The sequence below is a fragment of the Corynebacterium appendicis CIP 107643 genome, assembly GCF_030408415.1.
In the GTDB taxonomy this organism is placed as follows: domain Bacteria; phylum Actinomycetota; class Actinomycetes; order Mycobacteriales; family Mycobacteriaceae; genus Corynebacterium; species Corynebacterium appendicis.
Map to the genome: position 1 here is coordinate 1199787 of NZ_CP046976.1, position 26249 is coordinate 1226035.

The window sequence follows — 26249 nt, forward strand, 5'->3', positions numbered from 1 at the left end:
TCCCACCTACGATCGTGGGCATGTTCCCCGACGTGCTGGTCCGCATCGCCGCCCGTGGCGCATACTGCAGCGGCACGCTGCTGGCGCCGGATGTGGTGCTCACGTGCAACCACTTCTTCCGGGAGAACGCGGACGGCGCGACAGTGCGGGTCGGGAAGAAGATCCGCACCATCCGCACCGTGGAACCTGTGGACGGCGCCGATATCGCGGTGGTACGCACGCGTCCTTTCCAGCATCTCGAAGGCGCCGACTTCCCTGCCCTCGGCAATGCTCCGCTGATAAGGACACCGACGGTCACCTTCGGGTACGGGGGCCGAGCGAAACACCTCCAGGCGCGCGACGGTCACCTGCTCTTGCCGTTGCCGGTGGCGATCTCGCGGACGGGATCGCTCGTGCGGCCGGCCGGCATCGTGTTCAACCGGACACCGGCGATCAAAGGCGATTCCGGCGGGCCGGTCCTGGCCGGCGGAAAGATTGTGGGCGTGCAATCGCTCATCGTCGACCCCTTCGGGCGCAATTCCCATTTGGCGGTGGTGAATTTCCTCCCAGCCGCGCTGAGACAGCGGCTTGAGGACGAGCTCAGCGGCTAGTTGCCGATCGCCACGACACCGCGGCGGATCGCCTCCACAGCGCGACGGGCGTTGTGCTTGATCTCGTTGGAGTACCCGGTCTGCACGATCTGCTCGAGCAGGTCGATGACCTGGCGGCACCAGCGCACGAAATCACCCGGGGTGAGCTCCGCGCCCGATTCGGCGGCTGCAGCCAGGGCGTAGCCTAGCGGAGCACCCGCAGCCCACTGGTGGAGCGACAGCGCGAAACCGGGATCCGGCATATTCGTCGGCGGAAGACGGTGGCGCTGCTCGTCGCTGGCGAGCTCGCCGTAGATGCGCTGGGTGGCGTTCATCGCGTCAGCCATGCGGTCGGTGGCCGCCTCCGGGGAGCCGCCGGTGGCCTTGCGGTTCTCGAACACGCACATGGACGCCACACCGGCCAATTCCGCCGGGTCGAGCTCGTCCCAGATCCCGCGCTTCAAGCACTGCGCGACGAGCAGGTCGGAGACATTGTGGATCCGGGCGAGGCGCTCGCCTTCTTCGGTGACGGTGGGTTCGCCGTCGATAAGCTCGACGTAATCCATCTCCGTAAGCAGGCCGATGATGCGCTCGAACATGCGGCCCAGGGTGTCGGTCTGGGTATCCACATTCGCCTGCGCCGCCGCCAGGGCGCGTTCCTCCCGCACGAGGTCCTCGCCGAGGCGGGCGAGCCGCTCACGGTCGGCGGCGGGCCACGCGTGGACCGGGTGCGCACGGATCGCGTCGCGGAGTTCCAGCACCTTCTTCGAGATCCGCGTCCTCGCCTTTTCCTTCAGTTTCTTCGGCGGACGGAAATTGCCCTTGGCCAACGCCTGCACCACGCGTCGGGTGTGGCGGCGCGGTTTGTGCGCGACATCGCTCGGCACCTTGATGTGCCCCACGACGACCGGAGCGTTGCCGAAGGACGCGGCGTCGATGCGTCCCGACCAGCCGCGTTCGGTGGTGATCCACGGGCGCGGGTCGTCCTTCCTGCCCGCCGGCGCGACAACGGCGGCGAGCTCCGGCCTGCGCTTTGACGGCAGCGCGATGACCTCGCCCACCTGGAGACGGCCGAGCACCTTCTGGATCTCCTTGTGGCGCTCGTCGATCGAGCTCTTCTTCGCGCGCTTCTCCTCCTCCGCCAGGTCGCGGCGCAATCGAGTGTAATCGACGAGGTCCGCGGCGATATCCCCGTCGGCCTCGCCGAAGCCGAGCTCGTCCACGGCGGCGTCGAGTTCAGCGCGCAGCTTTTCGACGCTCCCCTTCTGCCGCTCAATCTTTCGCACCTCCCCGACGACGCTGCGGTCCGTCTGGAACTGGGCGAAGGACTTCTCGATGAGCCGGATGGAGTCCTCGAACCCGTTCATCTGCAGCATGTTGATGGCCATGTTGTAACCGGGAGTGAACAGCGAGATGAGCGGGTACGTGCGGGTGGAAGCGAGTCCTGCGACCTGGCGCGGGTCCATGGCCGGTGCCCACTGCACAACGGCGTTGCCGATCGAGTCGATGCCGCGGCGGCCCGCACGGCCCGTCAGCTGGGTGTACTGGCCGGGTGTGAGGTCCACGTGGGCGTCACCGTTGAACTTGACCATCTTCTCCAGCACGACAGTGCGCGCCGGCATGTTGATGCCCAACGCCAGCGTCTCTGTGGCGAAGACGACGCGGACGAGCCCCTCAACGAAGAGCTGCTCCACGATGTGCTTGAAGGCGGGAAGCATGCCCGCGTGGTGCGCCGCGAAACCGCGCGACCAAGCGGTGCGCAGCTGGCGGTAGTTGAGCACGTCGAGGTCCTCCTCGGGAATGCCCTCCACGCCCTGGTCGGCGATCTCCTTGATGCGTTCGGCTTCCTCCGGAGTGGTCAGCTCCTTGCGGGAGCGCAGGCACTGGAAGAGCGCGCCGTCGCAGCCTGCGCGGGAGAAAATGAAGACGATGGCGGGCAGCATGTCGCGGCCTTTGAGCGCCTCGACGACCTCAGGGCGGCCCACCGGGCGGACACGGTCCTGCGGGCGCCGCCCGCCGCTGCGGCGTCCTCCCCCGGAACGGGAACGGAACCCGCGGCCTTCCTCGAAGTCGCGGCGGCCCTCGTCCGCGCCAGTCTCGATACGCTCGATGGCGCGCTCTAGGTCGCGGTTCACTTTGTCGGAGCCGGGCTCGAACAGCGGCATGATTTTGCGCTGCACCATCATGAACTGGTTCAGCGGCACGGGTCGCTTCTCGGAGACGATCACGTCGGTGTCGCCGCGGACCTCGTCGAGCCATTCGCCGAATTCCTCGGAGTTGGACACGGTCGCCGACAGCCCGATGATGCGCGCCGACTCGTCGAGGTTGAGGATGATCTCCTCCCACACGGCGCCCCGATCGCGGTCGGCGAGGTAGTGGATTTCGTCCATCACCACGTGCGACAACCGGTCGAGAGCCGGCGATTCCGCGTAGATCATGTTGCGCAGGACCTCAGTGGTCATGACCACAATCTCCGCGTTGCCGTTGATGCTCGTGTCACCGGTGAGCAAGCCAACGGCGTCCTCGCCGTGCTCGTCGACCAGGTCGTGGTATTTCTGGTTGCTCAGCGCCTTGATCGGCGTAGTGTAGAAGCATTTCGTGCCGCGCGACAGCGCCAGCGACACCGCGAATTCGCCGACTACGGTCTTGCCGGAACCGGTCGGGGCGCACACGAGCACGCCGCGGTCGGCTTCGACGGCTTCGCACGCCTCGATTTGGAAATCGTCGAGGGGAAAGGGCTTGCTCGCGCGGAACTCATCGAGGTGCATGCCCACCACCCTAACCGAGTATCAGAGCACGTCGTCGAAGAAGTTCGGAGTACGAGCGCGCCCGCTTATCGACGTCGGCCCGTAGCCCCCAGCGTCTGGTTCAGCGTCAGTGGAAATCGGTGCCGGACGGTCGATGGCGTTCGCCGTTCCCAGGCCGGACGCGGCACCGATCGGGGCGGGAGCATCGATGGGGCCGGAAGCTTCTTCGTCGTCAAGCTCGGCCCACTCGCGTGTCCGGATACCTGCGCGCTTGTCGTGGATGCGGCAGAACTGGAAGGCGAGCTCGACGAGCAGCGTGAGCGACAGAGCGAGCACCACCATGGAGAACGGGTCCTGGCCCGGGGTGATCACGGCGGCGAAGATGAACAGAGCCACGATGATGATGCGGCGCTTGTCTCTGACCTGGTCGTAACGCAGCAGGCCCGCGAGGTTGAGCATGATGACCACCAGCGGAACCTCGAAGCTCACGCCGAAGATCACGATCAGCGCCAGAACGAAGTTGTAGTAGAGCTGACCCGACAACGCCGCGATCTGGTACTCCTTGCCGATCGACATAAGGAGCTCCAGCCCCTGATCGACGATGAAGTACGCAATCACCGCGCCGGACACGAACAATGTGACGGCGAGGCTGACGAAACTCAAGGTCCAGCGGCGCTCGTTCTTGTGCAGGCCCGGCGTGATGAACGCCCAGATCTGGTACAGCCACACGGGTGACGCGAACACGAGGCCCGCCAGGAAGCCGACCTTCATGCGCAGCATGAACATCTCGAACGGCGTCGTCGCGATCAGGCGGCACGAGCCGTCTGCGGTCAGGTCGGCACGCAACTCGGGCGGAAGAGAGCAGTACGGCCGGCGGATGAGCTCGCCGAGCGGCATGACCGGACCAGGCGCCCACTGGTACCAGATGAAGCCGACGATGGTGCCCGCGAGGATCGCCAGCAGCGAGACGACCACACGGCGGCGCAGCTCCTGAAGGTGCTCCGTGAGCGACATGATCCCCTCGGGATCACGCTTTGCCCGCACCTTGGGGTTTTTCCGCGCCCGTGTCGGGCGCTTTGGTGAAACCTGTTGTCCCACGGGGTGCGCTTAAGCGTTCGGGTTCGTGCCCGGCTGGTTCGGCTGCTGCTGGTTCTGCGGCTGGTTCCAGAAACCCTGCTCGACGCTCTGCTGCGCCTGGTTTGCCGGGCCCTGGGTGATCTCGCGCGGCTGCTCGTTTTGCTGCGGCGCGTCTGTCGTCGCAGTCGCTGCACCTGCGCCCTGCTGCTTGCCGTCGTTCTGCATCTCGTTGACCTCGGACTTGAAGATGCGCGCGGAGCGGCCTACCGAGCGGGCGAGCTCAGGCAGCTTCGTCGCGCCGAAGAGAAGCAGGACAACGAAGACGACGAGGAGGATTTCCCATGGGCCAACACTCATTGGTTTTCCTTTCGGAGTATTTCTATGTGCGCCTTCGAGCGCGGGGCGCGTCGTTCAAGCCTTAAGCATAACGCTCGAGCCCCGCGGATCCTGCAGCGGCGACGGCTTGTGCGATATGCGGGGGTGAAACCACTCTCACGCGGTCGGCTTGACTCAGGCAGAATCGGATCAGCCAATCGTCGCTTCCGTACGGCATTGTCGCAGCGACCCAACCGTGCTCGGTTTCATTTTCGCTGCGTGTATCGGCTAGCTCGATCTGCCAGTAGTCCGCCAGCCACGTCGCCTCGGAGGCGATCCGCAGCTCCGCCACATTCGCCTGGCGGAAGCCGAAGGGGTCGTCGGCGTCGTAGGTGACTTTGGGGGCCGGGGTGGACGGGACGTCGAGAAGCTGCGCATCTTTGATGCGGTCCAAGCGGAACGTCTTGGCGTCACCGTCCTCGAAGGCTGAGAGGTACGTGTTGCCGTCGCGGTGGAACAGCCCCATCGGCGAGACCGCGCGGGCGCGCAGCGTGTCGGAGGTCGCGGAATAGTACGTCAGTTCCAGCATCCGGCGCTGCGAAAGAGCCTGGGAGACCACAGCTTCCGGGCCCGAAGTCTGCGGCTGTTCCGCATCGGGGACGCCTTTTGCACGCATGACGTCGCGGAGTTTCTGCGCCGCGGAATTGACTGCGCGCTGATCCACCAAACCCGGCATGGTCTCCAGCGACTCAAGGGTGAGCAGCAGGGCATTCGCTTCCGTAGGTGTGAGGCGCAGCGGCGTATTCAGCCCCTGATCGTCGATGACCGTGACACCGGTCCACTCGGCGGCTAAGTCGATGAGCTCGCCCGGGCCGCTGCCCACGCCAGACATCTGCAGGCGGCGCAGGTCGTCCATCACCTCGGCCGGCGAGTGCCCCAGGTCGCGGGCGATCTCCATCGGCGTGGCGTGCGGGTGCTGGTGCAGATACGGAATCAGGTTCAGCGCCCGCACCAAGGCTGCGAGCTTTTCCGGGCTGTCTTTTCTCGCCTCAGCCATGAGCGCTCTCCCCTCTTGCTGTCTGTTCCGCGGCGGCACGAAGCAGCGCGACGACATCGGCGCGGACATCGGCCGGCTCCACCACCACGGCATCGGGCGCGGAGCTCGCAGCCGTGCGCACGAGCCAGTCGCGTTCAACGTTGGTGAGGGCCACGGTGCCGTCGTCACGCATTGTGCCCGCGTTGACGAGCTCGTGCGAAGTTCCTTCCTCGACGCGGATCACGGCGTCGACGACGGGGCCACGCAGGGAATCTTCGACGACGTGCTGCAACGGCCTGTCCGGTTGGTGGAAATCGTCCGCCTTGACCTTGCGGACATCGCTGACCCGCACGGCGCGGAAACTCCGCTCGGCGCCGCGCTCCACGTCGAAACCCACGACGTACGCGCGGTTGTTGAGCGCGACAATCCCCCACGGGTCCATCGTGCGCGTCTGCGGAGTGGCCGTCGGTGAGGGACGGTACGTGAAACGCATGCGGGTGTTCGAGCGCACGCATGCGGTCACGGCGGTGACGGTGTCCGCGTCGAGGCGAGAAATATCGTTGTCTAGCGCGGCGATGGGCGGCGCGTCGAAGGTGCGGGTGGCGCCGCCCGCGGCGATCTTCGTCCACCCGGAACGCGCGAAGGCGCCGAGGCTTCCTGCCGTGCCGAGGTCGCCGGCGAGGCCGAGCACAAACGCTTCGTCGTCCGTGAACGCAATGGGCGGCAGCTCGTAGACGTCCTTATCCACCCAGATCAGGCCGTTCTCCATGCGGGCGGGCACGCCTGCGCGGCGCAGGGAGCGCACGTCGCGGCCGAGCATGCGCGTCAGCGCGATATCGGTGCGGTCCTTGTACCCCTCGACGTGGGTGCGCACCCACTCGTACTCGCGGGGTGTGGCGGAGCCGAGCAATGCGAAGGTGAGGTTGGTCAGCCTCTCGATGACATCGATGTGGCCCGGCGTGTCAGCCACGGATCCCTCCCTGCGCGTCGTTCAAGTGCTCGCGGTTAGTCTCCATATAGCTAAGCAGATCGTCGACGCGCGCGTCGGACGTGGCGAAGGGATCCTGCAGGTCTACCGTCTGCGGCTCCGGGCGATCGACCTTGAGATGCACCCAGTCCACTGTGTAGCGGGCGCCGAGCTCCCGGGCGCGGGCCAGAAATTCAGCGCGCATGGCGGCACGAGTCGTCTGCGGCGCGGTGTGCGCGGCCTGCGCGATCGCCTCATCCGTGGTCCACCGATTCACCATGCCTTTTCGCTGGAGCAGGTAGAACAATCCGCGCTCGCGGTCGATGTCGTGGTAGGCCAAATCGATTTGCGCGAGCTTCGGGTGGTCCCAGTCGCCGCCGAGGCGCGCGCGGTAGCGCTCAAGCAAGTCGCGCTTGATCACCCAGTCGATCTCGCCGGCGACAGGCCCGAAGTCCTGGCTCTCGACGCAGGCCAGCACTCGGCCCCACAACTCCACGACGCGGGCGAGTTCCTCGTTGGGCGTGCCTTCATCCGGGCGCTGATCCAGCCACTTTTCTGCGGCGGCGTGCACGGCGCGCTGGACCTTCAACGCCGTGACCGTGGAACCGTCCTTCAGCTCCAGCGGAGTCTGGCCGCTCGGATCGAGGGCGATCTCCTTGATGTGCGCGATCGGGTCGGAGACGTCGAAGGCGGGCATCTCCCAGTCCGCTTCGAGCATCTCGATGACCAGCTGCGTCGAGCCCACTTTTAGCGCGGACGTCGGCTCCGCCATATTCGAGTCGCCCACGATGACGTGCATGCGGCGGAACCGGCTCGAATCGCCGTGGGGCTCGTCGCGGGTGTTGATGATCGGCCGCGTCCTCGTCGTCGCCGACGACACCCCTTCCCACACTTGGCCCGCGCGCTGGGACAGCACGAACTGCCCGTCTTTGGTGATCATGCCCGCGCCGCACAAAAGCTGGCGGGTGATCAAAAAAGGCAGCAGCCGTTTACCGAAGTGCTTGAGCGACAGCTCCCGGCTGATCAGGTAGTTCTCGTGCGTGCCGTAGGAATTGCCGGCGGAATCGACATTGTTCTTGAACAGGTAGACATCCCCGCCGATGCCCTCCGCCGCGAGCGCTTCCTGCGCCTGCACGGCAAGCTCGTTGAAGATCAGCTCACCCGCCTTGTCGTGGTTGAGCAACTGCGTCAACGAGTCGCATTCCGCGGTCGCGTATTCCGGGTGCGCGCCCACGTCGAGGTAAAGCCGCGCGGCGTTCTTAGTGAAGATATTCGTGCTCTTATACTGCGCCACGACCGGGCGGAAGAGGTACCGCGCGATCTCCTCCGGCCGCAGAACAGCGGCGCCGCCGCGGATGGCGGTGAGACCGAATTCGGTCTCGATGCCCATGATGCGGCGCGGGTACACCGCCACTACTGGCCGCCCTTCTGCACGTAGGAGCGGACGAATTCCTCGGCGTTGGTGTCCAGCAACGCGTCGATCTCGTCGAGCAGGTCGTCGGTGCCGGTCGTATTCACGTTCACCTGGCCGGCGTTTCGCGCGTCGCCCGGCTCGCCTTCGCCGTTATCGCCGCCGCCAGAAATATTGATCTGATCCTGTGCCATGCCTCTACCCTACTTTCCGTCCACGAGCGCAGCGACGAGGTCGTCCACGCCCGCCGCACGATCGAGCAATTCTCCGACTTCCACACGCGTGAATCCGTCTACCGCGTTCAATGCCACCGTCCGCGGGCCCTGCGCGGTGTCGAATTGGATCGACTGCCAGCTCGACGCGATCACATCTTCGCCGAATTCGGCTGCGACGCGTCCACGGAAATACGCCCGCGAATTCTCCGGCGGGTGCGCGGCGGCGTGCGCGATCTCCTCCTCGCTCGCCAGCGTGCGCATCCGCCCCGCGCGCACGAGTGCGTGGTACAGCGACTTCGCTGGGTCAATATCCGCGTACTGCAGATCCACCGCTTTCAACTTGGCGTCGCTCCACGGCAGGCCGCGGTCGACATACCCCTTGCTCAGCGCGTATTTCGCCGTCCAATCCAACCTGTCCGCTGTCGACAACGGGTCGCGCTCAAGGTCGCCCAGCACCTCGTCCCACAGTTCGAGCACGCGCTTATCGACGTCTGACTGTTCCCCTTCCCCACCGCTAACCCGGCGCAGATACTCGCGCTGAAGGGAGATGGGGGTAAGACAGCGGCCGTCGCTAAGCGAAAGCTCGTGGGTGAGCGTGAGGTCGCGCGATGTGGCCTTGAGTTCGGCGACCGGGTTTTTCAAGCGCAGGTCGCTGAAATCGACGCCGTTTTCGATCGCGTCGAGCAAGAGCTTCGTCGCGCCGATTTTCAGGAAATTCGCGTAATGCGACATATTCGCGTCGCCGATGATGACGTGCAGGCGGCCGAACTGCGTCGCATCCGCGTGCGGCTCGTCGCGCGTGTTGATGATGCCGCGGTTCAGGGTCGTCTCCAGCGAGACCTCCTGGAAGAAATAGTCCGCGCGCTGCGAAATCTGGAAGCCGTCTTCTTCACCTTCCTCCCCGATGCCGACGCGGCCCGCGCCCGCGAAGATCTGCCGGGTGACGAAGAACGGGATGAGCCCCGCCGCGATGTCCTCGAACGGCGTGTCCCGCGAGTACTGGTAATTCTCGTGCGAACCGTACGAGGCGCCCTTGCCGTCGACGTTGTTCTTATAGAACTTCAACGGCGGGCACGGATCGTGCCCCTCGAGCACGCTGACGCCCTCGTGATAAAGCTGCGCGACACGCTCCGCCGCCTGGCGCAAGATGAGGTCCCCCGCCGCGTCGTACACCATCGCGCTGTACGCGTCCGCGACCTCCGGCGAAGAGTATTCCGGGTGCGCGTGGTCGACGTAGAACCGCGCCCCGTTGGAGGTGACCACGTTGGCCACCCCAATCGCATTCGGTGCCACTACCGGGACTGTCTGGTAGCGCTTCAAATCGAAACCGCGGCTGTCTTTGAGCGGGTGCTCGGCCTGGTAATCCCAGCGAGCGCGAGCCGCCGTGTTCATCGCCGCGTACGCCACCACCGCATGCGTCGAGCTCACAATCGGACTCAACGCTTGGTCGTCTGGCGTGGTGATGCCGTATTCCGTCTCGGTACCCATGAAACGCGTCATGGTTTCCGAGCCTAGCGGGTCATACTCTCCACGGTTCTGCCGGATCGCTGGCCCGATCATTCGCCTTTGTCGCCGACGGAACCGAGGCTTCAGGCTTTGCGGCACTCCCCCTCATCGCATCGACACATGTGGGTTCTATTGCATCCCATTTTGGGGTACATTCCGGTATATGAGGTCAACGACTAGGCAAATCTCCCTCCGCATCTCTGAGCCGCTCGTAAACGCGATGGACGAAGCAGTCAAGTCCGGACTGGCGAAGAGTCGGGCCGAGCTTGTTGACGGAGCGGTTGAGCGCGAACTCCGTCGCCTCATCACCCTGCGGGATCTCGAGACCATTGCCGCGGATCCCGACCCCGAGATTGACTTCATTGTCAACGCCGCGAAAGGACGTGTCCGCTTTGACGATTGACGCGGGCGATAAGCCAAGAGCCTACGAGCGCCGCGAGATCAGGATGGTCAGACTGGATAAAGTCCGCCCAGCAGTGATCCTTACGCGTCAATTGGCAGTGGGCCGTTTGTCCACTGTCACCGTCCTGCCCGTCACGTCGACGATCCGGGAATTGGCCACCGAGGTCGTTCTCGATGAAACCAACGGTCTCGACCACGTCAGCGTCGCCAACACCGACAACGTGATGACCGTCCCCTTTAATGACGTCTTGCACCACGTCGGCTACCTCTCCTTCACGCAGGAGAACCAGCTCGCATCCGCACTGGCCTTCGCGTTCAACCTCGAAATAAGGCTCTGATCTGAGTCGCCTGTGCGTTACCACCCGCGCTCGGCGAGGCGGTGCGGCGCCGGGAGATCTGCGACGTTGATGCCGACCATGGCTTCGCCCAGGCCGCGCGAGGCTTCCGCGACGGCGGCGATGTCGTCGTAGTTCTTCGTGGCCGCGACGACGGCGGCCGCACGCTCGGCGGGCTTGCCGGACTTGAAGATGCCGGAGCCCACGAACACACCGTCCGCGCCGAGCTGCATCATCAGCGCGGCATCCGCCGGAGTGGCCACACCGCCAGCGACGAACAGCGGCACCGGAAGACGGCCGTGTTCCGCGACCCACGCGACCAACTCGTACGGTGCCTGAAGTTCCTTGGCCGCGACGTAGAGCTCATCGCGGTTGCCGTTCCACTTCGCCTGCAGCCCGGTGATCTCAGCGGTGATCGTGCGCAGGTGCTTCGTTGCCTCCGACACATCACCCGTGCCCGCCTCGCCCTTGGAGCGGATCATCGCCGCACCTTCGTTGATGCGTCGCAGGGCCTCCCCCAGATTCGTCGCGCCGCACACGAACGGCACGTCGAAACTGCGCTTGTCGATGTGGTTGACGTAGTCTGCCGGGCTCAGCACCTCTGACTCGTCCACATAGTGGACACCGAGGTGCTGCAGGATCTGCGCTTCCACGGTGTGGCCGATGCGGGCCTTCGCCATGACGGGGATGTCCACCGCAGACAGGATCCCCTCGATCAGCTCCGGATCGGACATGCGCGCCACACCGCCCTGCGCACGGATATCAGCGGGCACGCGTTCGAGCGCCATCACTGCGACAGCGCCGGCATCGGCAGCGATTGTCGCCTGCTCCGGCGTGACCACATCCATGATCACTCCGCCGCGGAACGAATCAGTCAATTCAGTGTTGGACATATCAGTTGTAAACGTCATGCGCTCCAGCATCGCCCGCCGACTGGTAGATTCCAAGAGCCAGCACTCCGCGATTTCTTTGGACCAGTTGCATTGCTTATCGACGTCACCCGCTCCCTCCCCATCCCCCTGACCGCCCAAGTCGCAGCCTCTCTCCGGTCAGCGATCGCCTCCGGCTCCCTGCGCCCCGGGGACGAAGTTCCCTCCACCCGTGTGCTCGCCCGCCAAGCAGGTGTGTCCCGCGGCACCGTCGTCACCGCCTACGACCAGCTGGTCAGCGAAGGATATCTCGTGGCCACCCAAGGTGCGCCGACCCGAGTGAACCCCTCCCTACCCGCTGCGCAGGACGCCGAAACCCCACGTGCGTCCGGGTTCGGCCTGTCGCGCACCTCGCAGCCGAGGCAACCTGCGCCGACACCCGCTACTGCGACTCACCGGCGCCCCACCGCGACGATCTCTCTCAAGCCGTCCTCAGGCCAGGCCGGCGCGATCCGACCCGCTGCGTGGAGGCAGGCATGGCGGGAAGCGGCAGCGGAACCCGGCATCGCGACGGAGCCGACCGGTCAAGAACAGCTTCGCGAGGCCATCGCGGAGCATTTGAGGATGGGGCGGGGGTTGAACGTCGATAAGCATGATGTCGTGGTGACGGGCGGAACCCGCGAAGGGCTGGTTCTCGCGCTCATGGCCTTGGGCTCCGGCACGCGCCTCCGCGTGGGAGTGGAAGATCCCGGCCACCCGGGACTGCGCAATGTCGTTCCTCTCACCGGAAATACGGTCGTGCCGTGCGCCGTCGACGAGGCCGGCGTGGACATTGACTTAACTCCGGACGATCTCGACGCCCTGCTGGTCACCCCGTCGTACCAGTACCCCCTCGGCGCATCGATGCCCGCCGCGCGACGCCGCGCACTGCTCGACTGGGCCGCAGCTACCGGCACAGTCATCATCGAAGACGATTTCAACGCCGAGCTGCGGTACCGCACCTCCCCCGTCCCTCCGCTCGCCGCGCTTCGGGACGAAGCGGATGTGGTCACCCTAGGCACCTTCACTACCCTGCTCAACAGGTCGGCCGCATCCGGGTATGTGGCTGCATCAGCGCCTCTTGCAGACGGCATCCGACGCACCCGCACTGTCATGGGCATGCCGGTTTCCGCAGTCACCCAGCTCGCCATCGCTCACCTGCTGCGAAATGGTCATGTGCGCCGAAATACAAAGGCGGTGCACAACCGCCTCGCCAAGCGTCGCGAGATCGTCGCCGCCGAGATCATTCCGGAACTCACGCGGCGTGGCGCCACGGTGACCGAGATGGCCGAATCCAACGGCGTCGATCTCGCCATCACCTTCCCCTCCCCCGCCGCGCGCGACGCCTACGCCCGCGAACTATCGGACCAGGGCATAGAAAGCGGCCGCCTCGACGCCCTGTGGTCAGGACGCGACGACGGCCTTATTGTGAGCTTCGCCCACCTCACCGAACCAGACTTCCGCAGAGTGCTCGAGGTGATGCGAAGCGGCAGCTCAACTTAGAACGGGAGCTTGAACGGCAGGTTGCCGCCCTGAGACTGCAGGAAGTTGAAGATGCCTGCAAGCAGTGCCAGGCCTGCCAGGCCACCGAGCACACCGTCAAGGATCTTCTTCTGTTTGTCGCCGAGGGAGGAGCCTTCACCGATGCTGGAGCCGTCGCCGGAGCCCTTGCCGATGCTGGAAAAACAGTTTTGCCCACAACTATTTCGTTGATTTTCGTGGGAACGTCCTGTCAGTTCACTGGCTACAGCACTTCAGCAGCGACAACGCGCTTGCCCGTCCGGCCCGTAATGCGCGCCCACTCATCCGGATTGGACACGTTCGGCATGTCTTCGCTCTCGTCCTGCTCGGCGCGCACAGCCGCGCGCAGGTGTTCTGCAGTCACGCCGCGTCCCTGACCGTCGATCTCGGCCTTGATCGCCAGCTTCTTCGCGCGATCGACAATATTCGCGATCATCGCGCCCGAAACGAAGTCCGCGTAGTGCAAGGTCTCGGCAGTGCCGTCCACCAGTGTCAATTTCACAAACGGGCGGGGGGCAAAGAGCTTGTCGACGGCAGCGTCGATAAGCATTTCCGTGCTTTCCTCATGGGGGACGCTGTCTGTGAGGTAACGCGCGAAGATTTCCCGCGCTTCCGCGCGATCCGGGCGGTCGATGCGGATCTTGATGTCCAGGCGCCCCGGGCGCAGAATCGCCGGGTCGATGAGCTCTTCGCGGTTGGTCGCGCCGATCACGATGACGTTCGCGATATCCTCGACGCCGTCGATTTCGGTGAGCAACTGCGGCACCACGGTGGTCTCCATATCGGAGGAGACGCCCGATCCGCGCGTGCGGAAGATCGACTCCATCTCGTCGAAGAAGATGATCACCGGGCGCCCCTCCCCTGCGAGCTCGCGGGCGCGCTCAAAGATGAGGCGGATCCTGCGCTCCGTCTCGCCGACGTACTTATTCAGCAGTTCCGGCCCCTTGACGTTGAGGAAGTGCGCCGAGCCGCCGTCGCCGATGCGCGTCGACAGTGAATTCGCCACCGCTTTCGCGATCAACGTCTTGCCGCACCCCGGCGGGCCGTAGAGCAGCACGCCTTTCGGCGGCTTCAGATCATAGGTCTTGTACAGATCCGGGTGCGTGAACGGAAGCTCCACTGAGTCACGGATGGTTTCGATCTGGCTATGCAGACCGCCGATATCGTCGTAGGTCACGTCCGGAATCTCCTCAAGCGAGAGCTGGTTGACTTCCGTCTTCGGGATCCTTTCGAAGGCGTATCCCGCCTTGGCATCGATCAGCAGCGTGTCGCCTGCGCGGGCTTTTTCCTGGAGCCTCTGCGTCAGGTGCACGACTTGCTCGGCACCTTGCATATCCGCGACGATCGCGCGGTCGTGGCCGATGCGCTCGGAAAGCGTCGCCAACTGGCCGGTCGTGGAGAACCCGCACGCCTCCACGACGACCGAGCCTTCCCCGAGACGGACCAGCCCGCCCGGTGCCAGCGTCCCTGGCTCCACCGACGGCGAAACGTTCAGCCGCATGCGGCGGCCAGAGGTGAACACCTCCGCCTCGGTGCCACGACGCGCAGGAGCAAGGTAGATCCCGTAGGTTGATGCCGGGTCGCCGAGCGCCTCCACCTGGGCGTTCAGGTCCTGCAGTTTGTCCCGCGAACTCTTGAGCAGCTCTGCCAGTTGCTTGTTCCGCGCGGACAGGGCGCGGTTCTGCGCCTTCAGCTCTGCGAGGCTCAGACCGGTAGTGCTGTCAGCCCCGCTCGAGCGGGCTGCAGGATGGGAATTTCGGGTGCTCCGGGACTCCGTCATACCTACCGAGCTTATCGACGAGCCCGGCGCTGAGGACGCGGCGGGGTCACGCCGTCGGCAAGCCGGCGCGTCCACACCAGGAACGCGGTGTGCGCGTTCATGCGGTGCTCCGGGCGGGTGGCCAATCCCTCGACCTTCCATTCGCGCAAGAGCGTCTCCCAGGAGCGGGGCTCGGTGAAGCACTTCGCTTCGCGGATTGTTTCGACGATATTCATCAGCTGCGGGACCGTGGCCACGTACGTCATGAATACGCCGCCGGGGATGAGCACGTCTTTGACCGTGTCGATGAAGTGCCACGGCTCAACCATGTCCAAGATGACGCGGTCAACCGGACCGCCGAGATCCTCGGTGGTGATCTCCCCGAAATCGCCGAGCTTGGGCGTCCACCACTCGGGTTCGCCGCCGAAGTAGTCGGAAACATTGTCGCGGGCGTAGGCGAGGTGGTCGTCGCGGATTTCGTAGGAGAACACGTGGCCTTGCGGCCCGACGGCGCGCAGCAGCGACATCGTCAGCGCGCCGGAGCCAGCGCCCGCCTCGAGCACGCGCGCGCCCATGAAGATATCGCCCTCCACGAGAATCTGGCCGGCATCCTTCGGGTAGATGACGGCAGCGCCGCGCGGCATGGACAGCACATGGTCGACGAGCAGGTGGCGGAAGCAGAGGAAGTCGGCGCCGAGCGTCGACTTCGCGACTGTTCCCTCATCCGCCCCGATAATGTCGTCGTGGTTGACGATGCCCTTGTGAGAGTGGAACTGTCCGCCCGGGGTGAGCTCGATGGTGAAATGGCGGCGCTTCGCGTCCGTCAGCTGGACTTTATCGCCGGGTTGGAAAGGTCCGGAGTACATCGTTCTCCTTTTGAGCTCGTGGGAAGGTCGCGGTGGCCACGTTGCGTTGCGGTGCTTTACGCGCCAGAAAAGTATGCCGTAAGAGCCTCGGTGAACCATAGCTGGTCCTGGATGCCGACGAGTTCGCGCGCCGAGTGCATCGACAGCAGCGACACGCCCACATCGACGGTGGGAATGCCCAGACGCGTCGCGGAAATCGGCCCGATCGTCGACCCGCACGGCACAGCATTGTGCCCGACGAAGGTCTGCACCGGCACATTCGCGGCGCGGCACGCGCGGATCCACGCCGCCTCCGTCGCGGCGTCGGATGCGTAACGCTGGTTGGCGTTTATCTTCAGCACCGGGCCGCGGTTCATCAGCGGGCGGTGCGTCGGGTCGTGCTTGCCCGGGTAGTTCGGGTGCACGGCGTGCGCCGCGTCAGCCGAGGCGAGCAGCGAGTTGGCGTAGACCTCGAGCGGGTCGGCGTGGAGGGACGCAGCGATCTTCGACAGGACGCGCTCGAGCAGAGGCCCGCCGGCACCGGTCGTCGATGCGGAGCCGACCTCTTCGTGGTTGAACGCGGCCAGCACGAGAACCTCTTCAGCATCGCCCGACGAGGCCGCCGCGAGCATCGCCTTCAGCGACGCGTGGACACTGCTCAAATTGTCCATCCGCCCGCCCGCCAGGGTGTCGCCGAGGACCTCGGGACGCTGCGCGTCACCCGAAATGAGCTCGTGGGACACGATGTCGTCGGCGCTCACCTCGGCGCCGTCAGGCCCGGTCACGCCATCGGCGCGCAGCTGCTCGGCAACGATCTCGAGCATTGGCCGGTCCACGCCCATCACTGGCTGCGTGTGCAGCTGGCGGTCGATTTCGGGGGCGTCGCCGCGGTAGAGGTGGATTGCCAGATTCGGCACGCGGGCGATGGGAGGGGTGGAGACGGTGTGGGTGGTGCCGTCGAGAAGCGCGACGCGTCCTGCGAAGCGCAACTCGCGGTCGAACCACGAGCTTAGGATCGGCCCGCCGTAGACTTCGACGGCGAGCTGCCGGAACCCTTCGCGCACGACGTCGGGGTCAGGCTTGAGCATGAGCCCCGGTGAGTCCGTGTGCGAGCCGATGATGCGCATCGCCGCGCGCGGCCGCTCCGGCACCCACCACGCGACGACCGCGCCGCCCTGCACGAGCACATGGCCGCCCGGCGTGGTTTCCGTGTCTTCGCCAAAGCCCGCCGCGACGAGCTCGTCGCGCACGTTCTCCGCCGCGTGGAACGCGCTCGGGCTCGCCGCCAGGAAGTCTGCGAAATCGCTGATCTGCATGAGCCCTACTCTAGGATGTAGTCCGATATGACTCCACGACCGCTCGCCTTGTCCCCCTCCCGCGCCAACGACTACCAGCAGTGCCCGCTGAAATACCGGCTGCGCGCAATCGACCGCATCCCCGAACCGAAAACAGAGGCGCAGGTCAAAGGCACCCTCGTCCACGCCGTCCTCGAGGCGATGCACGCATGGCCGCGCGAGGAGCGCACCTTCCCCGCCGCCGTCAAGCAGCTCAAGCCAGCATGGGCGTCGCTTATCGACGACGACGCCTCCGTCGCCGACCCCATTTCCGACGAGCACCAATTGCTTGTCGACGCCCGCGACCTCCTCCGCGGTTACTTCCACATGGAAAACCCGCTCGGTTTCGACTCGCACGAGCAGGAGATGTACGTCGATACCGTCCTGCCCAACGGCGTGCCCGTGCGCGGGTTCATCGACCGCGTCGACATCGCCCCCACGGGAGAAATCCGCGTCGTCGACTACAAGACCGGGAAGAAGCCTCTCCCCCGGTACTCAGCGGAGGCGCAATTCCAGATGCGCTTCTATGCGCTGGTTTACTGGCGTTTGTTCGGCACCATCCCGCACCAGCTGCGTCTGATGTACCTGAAGGTGATGGACTCCATGTTCCTCACCCCCTCGCGCGAGGAGCTCGAGTACTTCGAGCGCGACCTCGGTGACCTGTGGACCAAGATTGAAGCCGACGGCCGCTCCGGCAATTTCCGCCCGAAGACCTCGAAGCTGTGCAACTGGTGCTCGTTCCAGAGTCTCTGCCCTGCCTTCGACGGCACGCCGCCGCCGTACCCCGGATGGCCGGGGTCCACCGCAGAATTATTCGGCACGCCTGAAAGTGGCGCCGGCGCAGCTCGACTGAACGGCACGAACGCGAATACGCCCGGTGTCGGGGAGGCACCCGCAGGCGAGCACCCCACCGATTAGCTCGGGCGAGCCGGCTAGAACAGGCCGCTGATGGTTCCGCTGGCGTCGACGTCGATGTTGTTGGCGGCGGGCACCTTCGGCAGACCCGGCATGGTCACGACGTCGCCGGTGAGCACTACGACGAAGCCCGCGCCGGTGCGCGGCAGCAAGCGCTGGACGTGCAGAGCGTGGCCCTCCGCGGCACCGAGTGCGGACGGGTCGTCGGAGAACGAGTACTGCGTCTTCGAGATGCACACCGGCAGGGTGTCCCAGCCGTTGTCCTTGAGCATCTGCAGGTCGCGCAGGGCTGCGGCGGAATACTGGACGTCGTCGGCGCGGTAGATTTCGCGGGCGATCGTCTCGATGGACGATTCGGTGCCCGCAGCCGGGTCGTACAGCGGTTTCGACGTCCCGGTGCCGAGGGCGCCCGCCAGGGTCTCGGCGAGGGCGGTCGCGCCGTCTCCGCCCTGCGCCCACACCTCGGCCTCCTCGAGAGCGACGCCGAAGTCTGCGGCCCAGTCGCGCATGAATTCGCACTCCGCGTCAGTGTCGGAGACGAACAGGTTCAGGGCCACGACCGGCTCGACGCCGAATTTACGGATATTCTCCACGTGGCGCTCAAGGTTGACGATGCCGGACTTCAGGGCATCGAGGTTCTCGTCGGTAAGCTCCTGCTTTGGCACGCCGCCGTTGTATTTCAGGGAGCGGATGGTCGCGACGACGACAGCGCCCGCGACGTCGAGGTCTCCGTAGCGCGCCTTGATGTCGAAGAATTTCTCCGCGCCTAGGTCGGAGCCGAAACCTGCCTCCGTGAGCACAATGTCGGCGCGCTTGCGGGCAGTTTGCGTGGCGACAAGCGTGTTGCACCCGTGCGCGATATTCGCGAACGGTCCGCCGTGGATGAAGGCGGGGGTGCCGCCGAGAGTCTGCACGAGGTTCGGGTTGATCGCGTCCTTGAGCAGCGCGGCCATCGCGCCTTCGGCCTTTAGGTCGCCCGCGGTGACCGGCTCCTTGTCGTAGGTCAGGCCGACGGTGATGCGCGCGAGGCGCTGCTTGAGGTCCTCGAGGTCGGTGGCGAGACCGAGAATCGCCATGATCTCGCTGGCGGCGGTAATGGTGAAGCCGGTCTCAGCGGGCGCCCCGCTGCCGGGGCCGCCCAGGCCGGTCACCACGTTGCGGAGCGAGCGGTCGTTGACGTCGAGGCAGCGCTGCCAGGTGACGCGGCGGGCGTCGATACGCAATTCGTTGCCGTGCTGAATGTGGTTGTCGACGATCGCAGCGAGCGTGTTGTTCGCGCTCGTGATCGCGTGGAAGTCGCCCGTGAAGTGAAGGTTGATGTTCTCCATGGGCACGACCTGCGCGTATCCGCCGCCCGCAGCGCCGCCCTTGATGCCCATGACCGGGCCGAGCGACGGCTCGCGCAGCGCGACAGCGGCGTTGTGCCCCAGCTTCGCCAGCGCATCCGTGAGCCCGATGAGCACCGTCGACTTGCCCTCTCCCGCCGGTGTCGGCGACACGCCGGTGACGAGCACGAGCTTGCCCAAAGGCGCGCCGTCCAGCTTGGTCACGTCGACCTTGGCCATGGAGCGGCCGTACGGGATCAGCGCGTCGTCGGGGATCCCCGCCTTCGCGGCGATGTCCGCGATCGGTTCGAGGGTGTGGGCCTGGGCGATTTCTACGTCGGATTTCACGTCGGTGTTCGAAGTCATGCCCCCAAGCCTAGGCCAGACAGCGAGCGGAGTTCCGCTAGATCAGCACCGCGCCGAAGGCGTAGCTGAGCAGCACCGACAAAGCGATGCAGATCACGCCGGGGACGATGAACGGGTGGTCGAAAACGTACTTGCCGATTCGCGTCGAGCCGGTGTCGTCCATCTCGACTGCGGCGAGCAGCGTCGGGTACGTCGGCAGGACGAACAGCGCGGACACTGCCGGGAACGCGGCGACTGCGGTGAGCGGGCTGACGCCGATCGCGAGAGCTGCCGGCATGAGCGCTTTCGCCGTCGCGGCCTGCGAGTACAGCAGGGATGCCGCGAAGAACAGCACCACCGCGAGCAGCCACGGCTGCGACTGCAAGACAGTGCCCGAGATATTCTGGATGTCCTGAATGTAGTGGTTGATGAACGTCGTGCCCAGCCACGCGACGCCCAGCACGCACACGCACGCGGACATGCCGGAACGAAACACCTGCGTGCCGAGGATCTCGGCGGAGGGAATCTTGGTCACGACCACGATGATGGTGGCAGCCGCCAGCATGATCGCCATGATGGCCTCGTTGCGCGGGATCGTCGGGTCAGCAATCAGGCCGACCTGCTCGGAGATCAGCGTCGCGTAGATCATCACCACGACGATCGCGAGCAAAAAGACGCTTACCGACGTCTTCGCCGCCCTCGTCGGCTCATACCCCACCTCGGACGCCGGCGGCCGCACCAGACCGTCCGCCATGCGCTTCTGGTACACGGGATCGTCGGCAAGGTCCTTGCCCATGCGGTTGGCAATCCAGGCAGTCGGGAAAATCGCGAGGAAGGTCGCCGGGATCATGACCCCGAGCAGCTGGAGGTAGCCGACGCCGAGGGGTTCGAGGATTCCCGCCAGGAACACCACCGCCGCGGAAATCGGCGACGCCACGATCGCCATCTGGGATGCGATCACCGCCACCGACAACGGACGCGACGGGCGCACCTTGCCCTCCTTGGCCACCTCGACGATGACCGGCAGCGTCGAGAACGCCGTGTGGCCGGTGCCGGCGAGAACCGTCATCAGCCAGGTCACGATCGGCGCGTACAAGGTGATGCGCTTCGGGTCCCTCCGCAAGAACTTCTCCGCCAGGTAGACAAGGTAATCCATGCCGCCGGCGAGCTGCATCGCTGAAATCGCGGCGATGACGCACATGATGATGCCGATGACGTCGAACGGAATATCCTCCGCCGTCACCGTCATGCCCGTCATGCCGAGCAGCAGCACACCTAGGCCGCCGGCGAAACCGATCGCGATTGAACCGTACCGGGCGCCAAGAACGATCGCGCCGAAAAGAATGATGAGTTGGAGAACCAACAACATGATGTGAGCCTTTCAGTCACGCTCCCGGCTGCCGGATCAAGCGCGATGAGCGTGACGAAATCGTGGAGGCAGCCGCATCTGAATCCAGTATGAAACGCGAAGAACCGCCCGGCCAACATGGCGGGGCGGTTTTGGGCCCGATTGTGTCCGGTTTAACAGATTGAGAACCGAACCTTATGCGGGAAAGACGCTCAGACGATTAATCGAGGTAGAGCTTTCCCCGGTATTCCGGGTGCATGAGGTTTTCCTTGGAGAGGATCTGGTCGAGGGTTTCTTCGTCGAGAAGCTCTTTTTCGAGCACGAGCTCGCGGACGCCCTTGCCCGTCGCCGCCGCCTCCTTGCCGATCAGATCGCCGTTGTGGTGGCCGATGAACGGGTTGAGGTACGTGATGATGCCGATGGAATTGTCCACGTAGCCCTGGCACACGTCCTCGTTCGCGGTGATGCCGACGACGCATTTCTCCCGCAGCGTCTTCGCGGCGTTGCGCAGCAGGTCGATCGAGCCGAACAGACTGCGCGCAATGACCGGCTCCATGACGTTGAGCTGGAGCTGGCCGGCCTCGGCAGCCATGGAGACCGTGACGTCGTTGCCGAAGACCTTGAAGCACACCTGGTTGACCACTTCGGGGATGACCGGGTTGACCTTCGCGGGCATGATCGACGAGCCGGCCTGGCGCTCCGGGAGGTTGATCTCGTTGAGGCCGGCGCGCGGGCCGGAGGACAGCAGGCGCAGGTCGTTACAAGTCTTGGACAGTTTCATCGCCGCGCGCTTGAGAGCGGAATGCGCCATGACGTAGCTGCCGGTGTCCGAGGTCGCCTCGATCAGGTCCGGCGAGGTGGCGATCGGCAGACCCGTGACCTCGCGCAGCGCCGCGATCACCTGGTCGCGGTAGCCGCCCGGGGTGTTAACGCCAGTGCCGATCGCGGTGGCGCCCAGGTTGACCTCGAGCAGATCCGTCGCAGCCTGCTGCAGCTTGTCCTGCTCCTCGGCGAGGTTCGCGCCGAATGCCGTGAACTCCTGGCCCAGGGTCATCGGAACGGCATCCTGGAGCTGTGTGCGGCCCATCTTGAGGATGTCGGCGAACTCGTCGCCCTTCGCGCGGAATGCCTTCTGCAGCTCGTCGAACTCCGCGATGAGCGTCTGCATCGAGTGGTACAGGCCCAGTCGGAACCCGGTCGGGTACGCGTCGTTCGTCGACTGGGACATGTTGACGTCGTCGTTCGGATTGAGATCGTCGTAGCTGCCCTTCTCCTTGCCCAGGATTTCCAGCGCCAGGTTCGCGACAACCTCGTTGGTGTTCATGTTCACCGACGTGCCGGCGCCGCCCTGGTAAGCGTCGGTCGGGAACTGGTCCATGCACGCGCCCTCGTCGAGGATCTTGTCGCAGGCCGCGATGATCGCATCAGCCTTGTCCTTCGGCAGGGTGTGCAGACGGCGGTTCGCCATCGCCGCAGCCTTTTTCACCATGACCATGCCGCGGACGAAATCCGGGTAGTCCTGGATCTTCGCGGACGACATCTGGAAGTTGTCGATCGCACGCATCGTATGCACGCCGTAGTACTTGTCGTCGGGGACCTCGACGGTTCCGAGCAGGTCTTCTTCTGTTCTGTAACCCATAGGCCCCAGTGTAGAGAAGAATTAGATTCGGGCGATTTGCAGTTCCGTAGCCAGGATCGCCTCGGCGCCAGCCGCCGCGAGGCTGTCCATCAGCTGGTTCGCTTCCTTCCGGGGCACCATCGCGCGCACCGCGACCCAGTTGTCTCGCTGCAGTGGAGACACCGTCGCGCCCGTCAACCCCGGGGTGATCTTCACGGTGGCGTCGAGGTTGTCTCGCGAGACGTTGTAATCGAGCATCACGAAATTGTGCGCTGTGAGTATGCCGCGGATACGCGAGAGCAGTACCTCGTCGTCGGCAGTAAGCTCACGGTCTTTCCGCTTGACGACGACCGCCTCACTCTCCACAATCGCCTCCCCGAACGGCTCCAGCCCTTGCTGGCGGAGAGTCCGTCCCGTGGAGACCACGTCGGCGATCGCGTCCGCTACACCGAGCTTGATGGAAATCTCCACCGCGCCGTCCAGGCGGATTACCTCAGTGCTGATGCCCCGCTCGGCGAGGTAGTCCTCGGCGAGGTGGGGGTAACTCGTCGCTAAGCGTTTGCCCTCGAGGTCCTCGATCGACCACGTCTCCCCCGCTGGCGCCGCGAAACGGAACGTCGAGCCACCGAAGCCGAGCTCGAGCACTTCCTCCACCTCCGCGCGGGAGTCGAGCGCGAGATCTCGCCCGGTGATGCCCAAGTCCAGGTGCCCCGCCGCGACATAGATCGCGATGTCCTTCGGACGCAGGAAGAAGAACTCGACGTTATTCGCCTCGTCGACGATGTTGAGCGCCTTGCTCTGCCCGCGCCCCTTGTATCCGGCTTCCTTCAGAATCCCGGTGGCCGCTTCCGACAAAGAACCCTTATTGGGCACAGCGATCTTGATCATGGTGGGCGGAGACTCCTTTAGAGGTACTTGTAGATGTCGTCGGGGGTGAGACCACGGTGAATCATCATCACCTGCGTCCAGTACATGAGCTGGCTCATCTCCTCCGCCAACTCCTCGTCCGACTGGTACTCGGCGGCGATCCACACCTCGCCAGCCTCCTCGATGATCTTCTTGCCGATGAAATGCGGCCCCTTATCAAGCGCCTCCACCGTGCCCGAGCCTTCCGGCCGTTCAGCTGCTTTCGTGGACAGTTCCGCAAAAAGATCGTCGAAATTCTTCACGCAGATCACTCTAACCCATCTGCCGCGTGCGCTGGCCGAGTTTCATGCGTACCCACTGCTCGCTCCGGCTGCGCTGTGCGCAATCAACGCCCGGCAGCGGTGGCGGACGCGGCGTGCGCAAGGGCTGTGCAGAGGCGCGAAGCGTGCACACGGACCGGACGCAGGCGCGGGGCCTGCCCGGGGACTGAACGGATCTGCGGGGTGGGCGGATTACCAGGCTTGACAGATTCGCGGGCTAGGCAGTTTCCCGGGCCAACTTGGCGGATTCGAACCACTCCGCGACGTCGCCGGCGTGCGCGCCGACGAAACGCGCAGGATCGAAGGGCTGCGCACCCTCAGGCACTGAGTTGGCGGGAGCGAGCCCGAGAACGACGCACCCGGCGGCGGCTGCAGCGGACATGCCCGCCCAGGAGTCCTCGAAGACGAGGCAGTCGGCGGGGTCGGCGTCCACCATCGACGCGGCTTTGAGGTACATGTCGGGCGCAGGTTTCGGGTTCGGCACCTCGTCCCCGGTGATGGATCCGGCGAACAAGGCGCGGCCGACGGCATCGATGCACTGGTCGGCGAGTTCGCGTTCAGTGTTGGTCGTCACGAGCATCGGCATGCCGGCGGCGTGAAGCGAAGACAGCAGCTCGCGCACGCCGGGATTGGGCACCAGCTGGCCGGAGAACAACTCCGCCATACGGCCAAACATCCAGGACCGGTGGTGGTTGTAGTCGAGTTGGGACGTCGATAAGCCAGCCCATTCTGCGCAGACGCGCAACGTGTTCGGGAAGCTTCCGCCGATCGTTTCCTCGCGCTTTTCGGCGCTCAGGCGGCGGCCGAGGCGTTCGGAGAGTTCGTACGTCGCCACACCCCACAGGGGTTCGGTGTCCACCATCGTGCCGTCCATGTCCCAGAAGACGGCGCGTGGCCCGCGGCTAGTCAAGCTCAGGGAGGGAGTTGAGGGCCTCGTCGTCGGCGCCGGTCGCCGCGGCGGCACGGTACGAGAGATCCTGCAGGTCAGCCTTTTCTTCCGGCTCGAGCACGGCGTCAGCATGCTTGGCGTTGAAATCGTGCAGGCTGTTGAAGAAGGGGTCGACCACGGAGGCGAGCTTGTCGCCGTCCGGGTCGTCCCCGATCAGCTCCAACGCGTCGAGATAGCCCTCGATGAGCTTCTTCAGGTCGGGCAGCACAGCCGGGTCGAACGGCTCCTCCCACAGCTCTTTGTCGTCGTCCTTGAGGTAGGAGCCGGTGGCGAAGGTGGTCAGGTCATCGATGAACTCGTCGACGTCGGATTGGAACTGATCGCGAATGGTCATGTCCGCCATCATTCCCCAAGTTCAGCGGAGCTGCACGCCAAGCAATCCGTCGAGGGCGCCCGCGATGATTCCGTTGTGGTCGCCGGTCGCGTCGTCGATGGTTTTCAGGGCGGTGACGGTGTCGAGGTCGTCGGCAAGCGCTGCGCGCAGCTTATCGACGACTCCCATCGCCTCCCCCTCACTCACCTCCTCGCTGAGCGCCTCACGCCACCTGGACAAACGCGCCTCCGCCTCGTCGAGGATGTCGTATGAGAAATCGCGATCCTCGCGGTAGTGGCCGGAGAACACGGCGAGACGGATCGCCGCCGGGTCGTGGCCCTGCTCCGAGAGTTTGTGAACGAAGACAAGGTTGCCGAGGGACTTCGACATCTTCACTCCGTCGAGAGCGATCATGCCGGTGTGGACGTAGTGACCGGCCATGCGGTCGACGTCGTAGGTGGCTTCGGCGTGCGCCGCGGAGAATTCGTGGTGAGGGAACGCGAGATCGCTGCCTCCGCCCTGAATCGAAAACGTCGTGCCGAGACGGTTCGTCGCGATCGCCGAACACTCGATGTGCCAGCCCGGGCGACCTGCACCGAAAGGCGCGTCCCACGCTGGCTCACCCTCACGGTGACCGCGCCACAGCAGCGCGTCGAGCGGGTCGCGCTTGCCGTCACGGTCAGGGTCGCCGCCGCGTTCGGCAAAGAATTTCTCCATTGTGGCTCGGTCGAGGTTCGATTCGTAGCCGAACTGCTCGGTCGCGGTAATGGGGGCGTAGATGTCGGTGGCGCCGGAGGTGTCGTCGATAAGCGAGTATGCGATGCCCTTGTCCAGCAACGTTTGCACCATGTCGACGACTTCGTCGACGGCCTCCATCGCGCCGATGTAGTCGCGCGGCGGGATGACCGAGAGGATCTCCATGTCGCTGCGGAACAGGTCGATTTGGCTGGTGCCCAGTTCGCGCCAATCGATGCCGTCGCGCTCCGCGCGCTCGAACAGCGGGTCGTCGACGTCTGTGATGTTCTGCACGTAGTGGACCTTGTGACCGTTCGCGAACAGCTGCCGGTACACGAGGTCGAATGTCAGGTACGTCGCAGCGTGCCCGAGGTGCGTCGAATCGTAAGGCGTGATGCCGCAGACGTACATGCCGACTTCGCCGTCCGCGTTTCCACGCGTGTCGACGACCCTCACACCCCCATCCGCCGTGTCATACAACGCGAGCGGCACCGGCGTGCCTGCCACAGAAGGAACCGCGGGAATAGGCCAAGAATGCATGCAGCCCACCCTACAACCCCTGACGCG

At 65.1% G+C, this 26249-nt stretch carries 25 protein-coding genes; 5 read left to right on the top strand and 20 right to left on the bottom strand.

Translation table 11 applies throughout. The features are described from left to right. Positions 1–20: 20 nt before the first annotated feature. The gene (locus tag CAPP_RS05885; protein ID WP_076598549.1) at positions 21–590 is read left to right on the top strand and encodes a trypsin-like serine peptidase; all 570 of its coding nucleotides are present in this window, start codon (positions 21–23) and stop codon (positions 588–590) included. On the opposite strand, the gene CAPP_RS05890 is transcribed toward CAPP_RS05885, so the two are convergent. From CAPP_RS05890 to dop, 8 genes are all read right to left on the bottom strand, one after another. After that, complete coding sequence (locus CAPP_RS05890; protein WP_076598636.1) at positions 587–3337, bottom strand: DEAD/DEAH box helicase; 2751 nt, start codon at positions 3335–3337, stop codon at positions 587–589. The genes CAPP_RS05885 and CAPP_RS05890 overlap by 4 nt on opposite strands. Positions 3338–3358: 21 nt before the next feature. Continuing rightward, entirely contained in the window at positions 3359–4330 is a 972-nt protein-coding gene (gene tatC / locus CAPP_RS05895; RefSeq protein WP_084560486.1) for a twin-arginine translocase subunit TatC, read from the bottom strand. Between the two features lie 93 nt (positions 4331–4423). Then, positions 4424–4750 (bottom strand): Sec-independent protein translocase subunit TatA, encoded by a 327-nt coding sequence (gene tatA / locus CAPP_RS05900; protein WP_076598551.1) that lies wholly within the window; start codon positions 4748–4750, stop codon positions 4424–4426. 61 nt (positions 4751–4811) lie between these two features. Then, positions 4812–5765, bottom strand: a complete 954-nt coding sequence (locus CAPP_RS05905; RefSeq protein ID WP_076598552.1) for a helix-turn-helix transcriptional regulator — start codon at positions 5763–5765, stop codon at positions 4812–4814. Beyond that, on the bottom strand, positions 5758–6714 hold the full coding sequence (locus CAPP_RS05910; RefSeq protein WP_076598553.1) for a helix-turn-helix transcriptional regulator: 957 nt from the start codon (positions 6712–6714) through the stop codon (positions 5758–5760). Before CAPP_RS05910 ends, CAPP_RS05905 begins: the two co-directional genes overlap by 8 nt. Then, positions 6707–8101: a Pup--protein ligase gene (pafA, locus tag CAPP_RS05915; RefSeq protein WP_076598637.1), complete on the bottom strand. Its 1395-nt coding sequence runs from the start codon at positions 8099–8101 to the stop codon at positions 6707–6709. Before pafA ends, CAPP_RS05910 begins: the two co-directional genes overlap by 8 nt. Before the next feature lie 23 nt (positions 8102–8124). Further along, positions 8125–8316 (bottom strand): ubiquitin-like protein Pup, encoded by a 192-nt coding sequence (locus CAPP_RS05920; RefSeq protein ID WP_076598554.1) that lies wholly within the window; start codon positions 8314–8316, stop codon positions 8125–8127. A gap of 9 nt (positions 8317–8325) precedes the next feature. Next, positions 8326–9837: a depupylase/deamidase Dop gene (dop, locus tag CAPP_RS05925; protein ID WP_076598555.1), complete on the bottom strand. Its 1512-nt coding sequence runs from the start codon at positions 9835–9837 to the stop codon at positions 8326–8328. A gap of 169 nt (positions 9838–10006) precedes the next feature. Here dop and CAPP_RS05930 point away from each other — a divergent pair, with 169 nt between their 5' ends. Then, positions 10007–10246 (top strand): ribbon-helix-helix domain-containing protein, encoded by a 240-nt coding sequence (locus CAPP_RS05930; protein WP_143313829.1) that lies wholly within the window; start codon positions 10007–10009, stop codon positions 10244–10246. Beyond that, the gene (locus CAPP_RS05935; RefSeq protein ID WP_200803255.1) at positions 10236–10583 is read left to right on the top strand and encodes a type II toxin-antitoxin system PemK/MazF family toxin; all 348 of its coding nucleotides are present in this window, start codon (positions 10236–10238) and stop codon (positions 10581–10583) included. The genes CAPP_RS05930 and CAPP_RS05935 overlap by 11 nt, the downstream gene beginning before the upstream one ends. 17 nt (positions 10584–10600) lie before the next feature. Here CAPP_RS05935 and pdxS read toward each other — a convergent pair whose 3' ends face one another. Beyond that, positions 10601–11500: a pyridoxal 5'-phosphate synthase lyase subunit PdxS gene (gene pdxS, locus CAPP_RS05940; RefSeq protein WP_412459487.1), complete on the bottom strand. Its 900-nt coding sequence runs from the start codon at positions 11498–11500 to the stop codon at positions 10601–10603. A 63-nt stretch (positions 11501–11563) separates the two neighbouring features. On the opposite strand from pdxS, the gene pdxR reads away from it, so the two are divergent. After that, positions 11564–12991, top strand: a complete 1428-nt coding sequence (pdxR, locus tag CAPP_RS05945; RefSeq protein WP_076598557.1) for a MocR-like pyridoxine biosynthesis transcription factor PdxR — start codon at positions 11564–11566, stop codon at positions 12989–12991. A gap of 241 nt (positions 12992–13232) precedes the next feature. Here the strand turns inward: pdxR and arc are convergent, their stop codons facing one another. Genes arc through CAPP_RS05960 form a run of 3 tightly spaced genes read right to left on the bottom strand, consistent with a single transcriptional unit; the run spans position 13233 to position 16929 of the window. Next, positions 13233–14789 carry a proteasome ATPase gene (gene arc / locus CAPP_RS05950; protein WP_076598558.1) on the bottom strand — a complete coding sequence of 519 codons (1557 nt, stop codon included), beginning with the start codon at positions 14787–14789 and terminating at the stop codon, positions 13233–13235. 11 nt (positions 14790–14800) lie between these two features. Continuing rightward, on the bottom strand, positions 14801–15634 hold the full coding sequence (locus CAPP_RS05955; protein WP_076598559.1) for a tRNA (adenine-N1)-methyltransferase: 834 nt from the start codon (positions 15632–15634) through the stop codon (positions 14801–14803). Between the two features lie 56 nt (positions 15635–15690). Then, positions 15691–16929, bottom strand: coding sequence for a M18 family aminopeptidase (locus CAPP_RS05960; protein WP_076598560.1), 1239 nt, complete (start codon positions 16927–16929; stop codon positions 15691–15693). Between the two features lie 27 nt (positions 16930–16956). On the opposite strand from CAPP_RS05960, the gene CAPP_RS05965 reads away from it, so the two are divergent. Next, complete coding sequence (locus tag CAPP_RS05965; RefSeq protein ID WP_084560487.1) at positions 16957–17865, top strand: RecB family exonuclease; 909 nt, start codon at positions 16957–16959, stop codon at positions 17863–17865. 14 nt (positions 17866–17879) lie between these two features. Here the strand turns inward: CAPP_RS05965 and CAPP_RS05970 are convergent, their stop codons facing one another. From CAPP_RS05970 to mshC, 8 genes are all read right to left on the bottom strand, one after another. Then, positions 17880–19553: a formate--tetrahydrofolate ligase gene (locus CAPP_RS05970; protein WP_076598561.1), complete on the bottom strand. Its 1674-nt coding sequence runs from the start codon at positions 19551–19553 to the stop codon at positions 17880–17882. 37 nt (positions 19554–19590) lie between these two features. Further along, on the bottom strand, positions 19591–20901 hold the full coding sequence (locus CAPP_RS05975) for an anaerobic C4-dicarboxylate transporter (RefSeq protein WP_290172650.1): 1311 nt from the start codon (positions 20899–20901) through the stop codon (positions 19591–19593). Between the two features lie 199 nt (positions 20902–21100). After that, positions 21101–22519 carry an aspartate ammonia-lyase gene (aspA, locus tag CAPP_RS05980; RefSeq protein WP_076598562.1) on the bottom strand — a complete coding sequence of 473 codons (1419 nt, stop codon included), beginning with the start codon at positions 22517–22519 and terminating at the stop codon, positions 21101–21103. Positions 22520–22540: 21 nt separating this feature from the next. Further along, positions 22541–23386: an ATP phosphoribosyltransferase gene (gene hisG / locus CAPP_RS05985; protein ID WP_076598563.1), complete on the bottom strand. Its 846-nt coding sequence runs from the start codon at positions 23384–23386 to the stop codon at positions 22541–22543. 17 nt (positions 23387–23403) lie between these two features. Next, positions 23404–23667, bottom strand: a complete 264-nt coding sequence (locus CAPP_RS05990; RefSeq protein ID WP_076598641.1) for a phosphoribosyl-ATP diphosphatase — start codon at positions 23665–23667, stop codon at positions 23404–23406. A 235-nt stretch (positions 23668–23902) separates the two neighbouring features. Next, positions 23903–24595: an HAD family hydrolase gene (locus CAPP_RS05995; protein WP_412459485.1), complete on the bottom strand. Its 693-nt coding sequence runs from the start codon at positions 24593–24595 to the stop codon at positions 23903–23905. Then, positions 24588–24968 (bottom strand): hypothetical protein, encoded by a 381-nt coding sequence (locus tag CAPP_RS06000; protein ID WP_076598643.1) that lies wholly within the window; start codon positions 24966–24968, stop codon positions 24588–24590. The genes CAPP_RS05995 and CAPP_RS06000 overlap by 8 nt, the downstream gene beginning before the upstream one ends. A gap of 21 nt (positions 24969–24989) precedes the next feature. Continuing rightward, on the bottom strand, positions 24990–26222 hold the full coding sequence (gene mshC, locus CAPP_RS06005; protein ID WP_076598564.1) for a cysteine--1-D-myo-inosityl 2-amino-2-deoxy-alpha-D-glucopyranoside ligase: 1233 nt from the start codon (positions 26220–26222) through the stop codon (positions 24990–24992). Positions 26223–26249 lie beyond the last annotated feature (27 nt).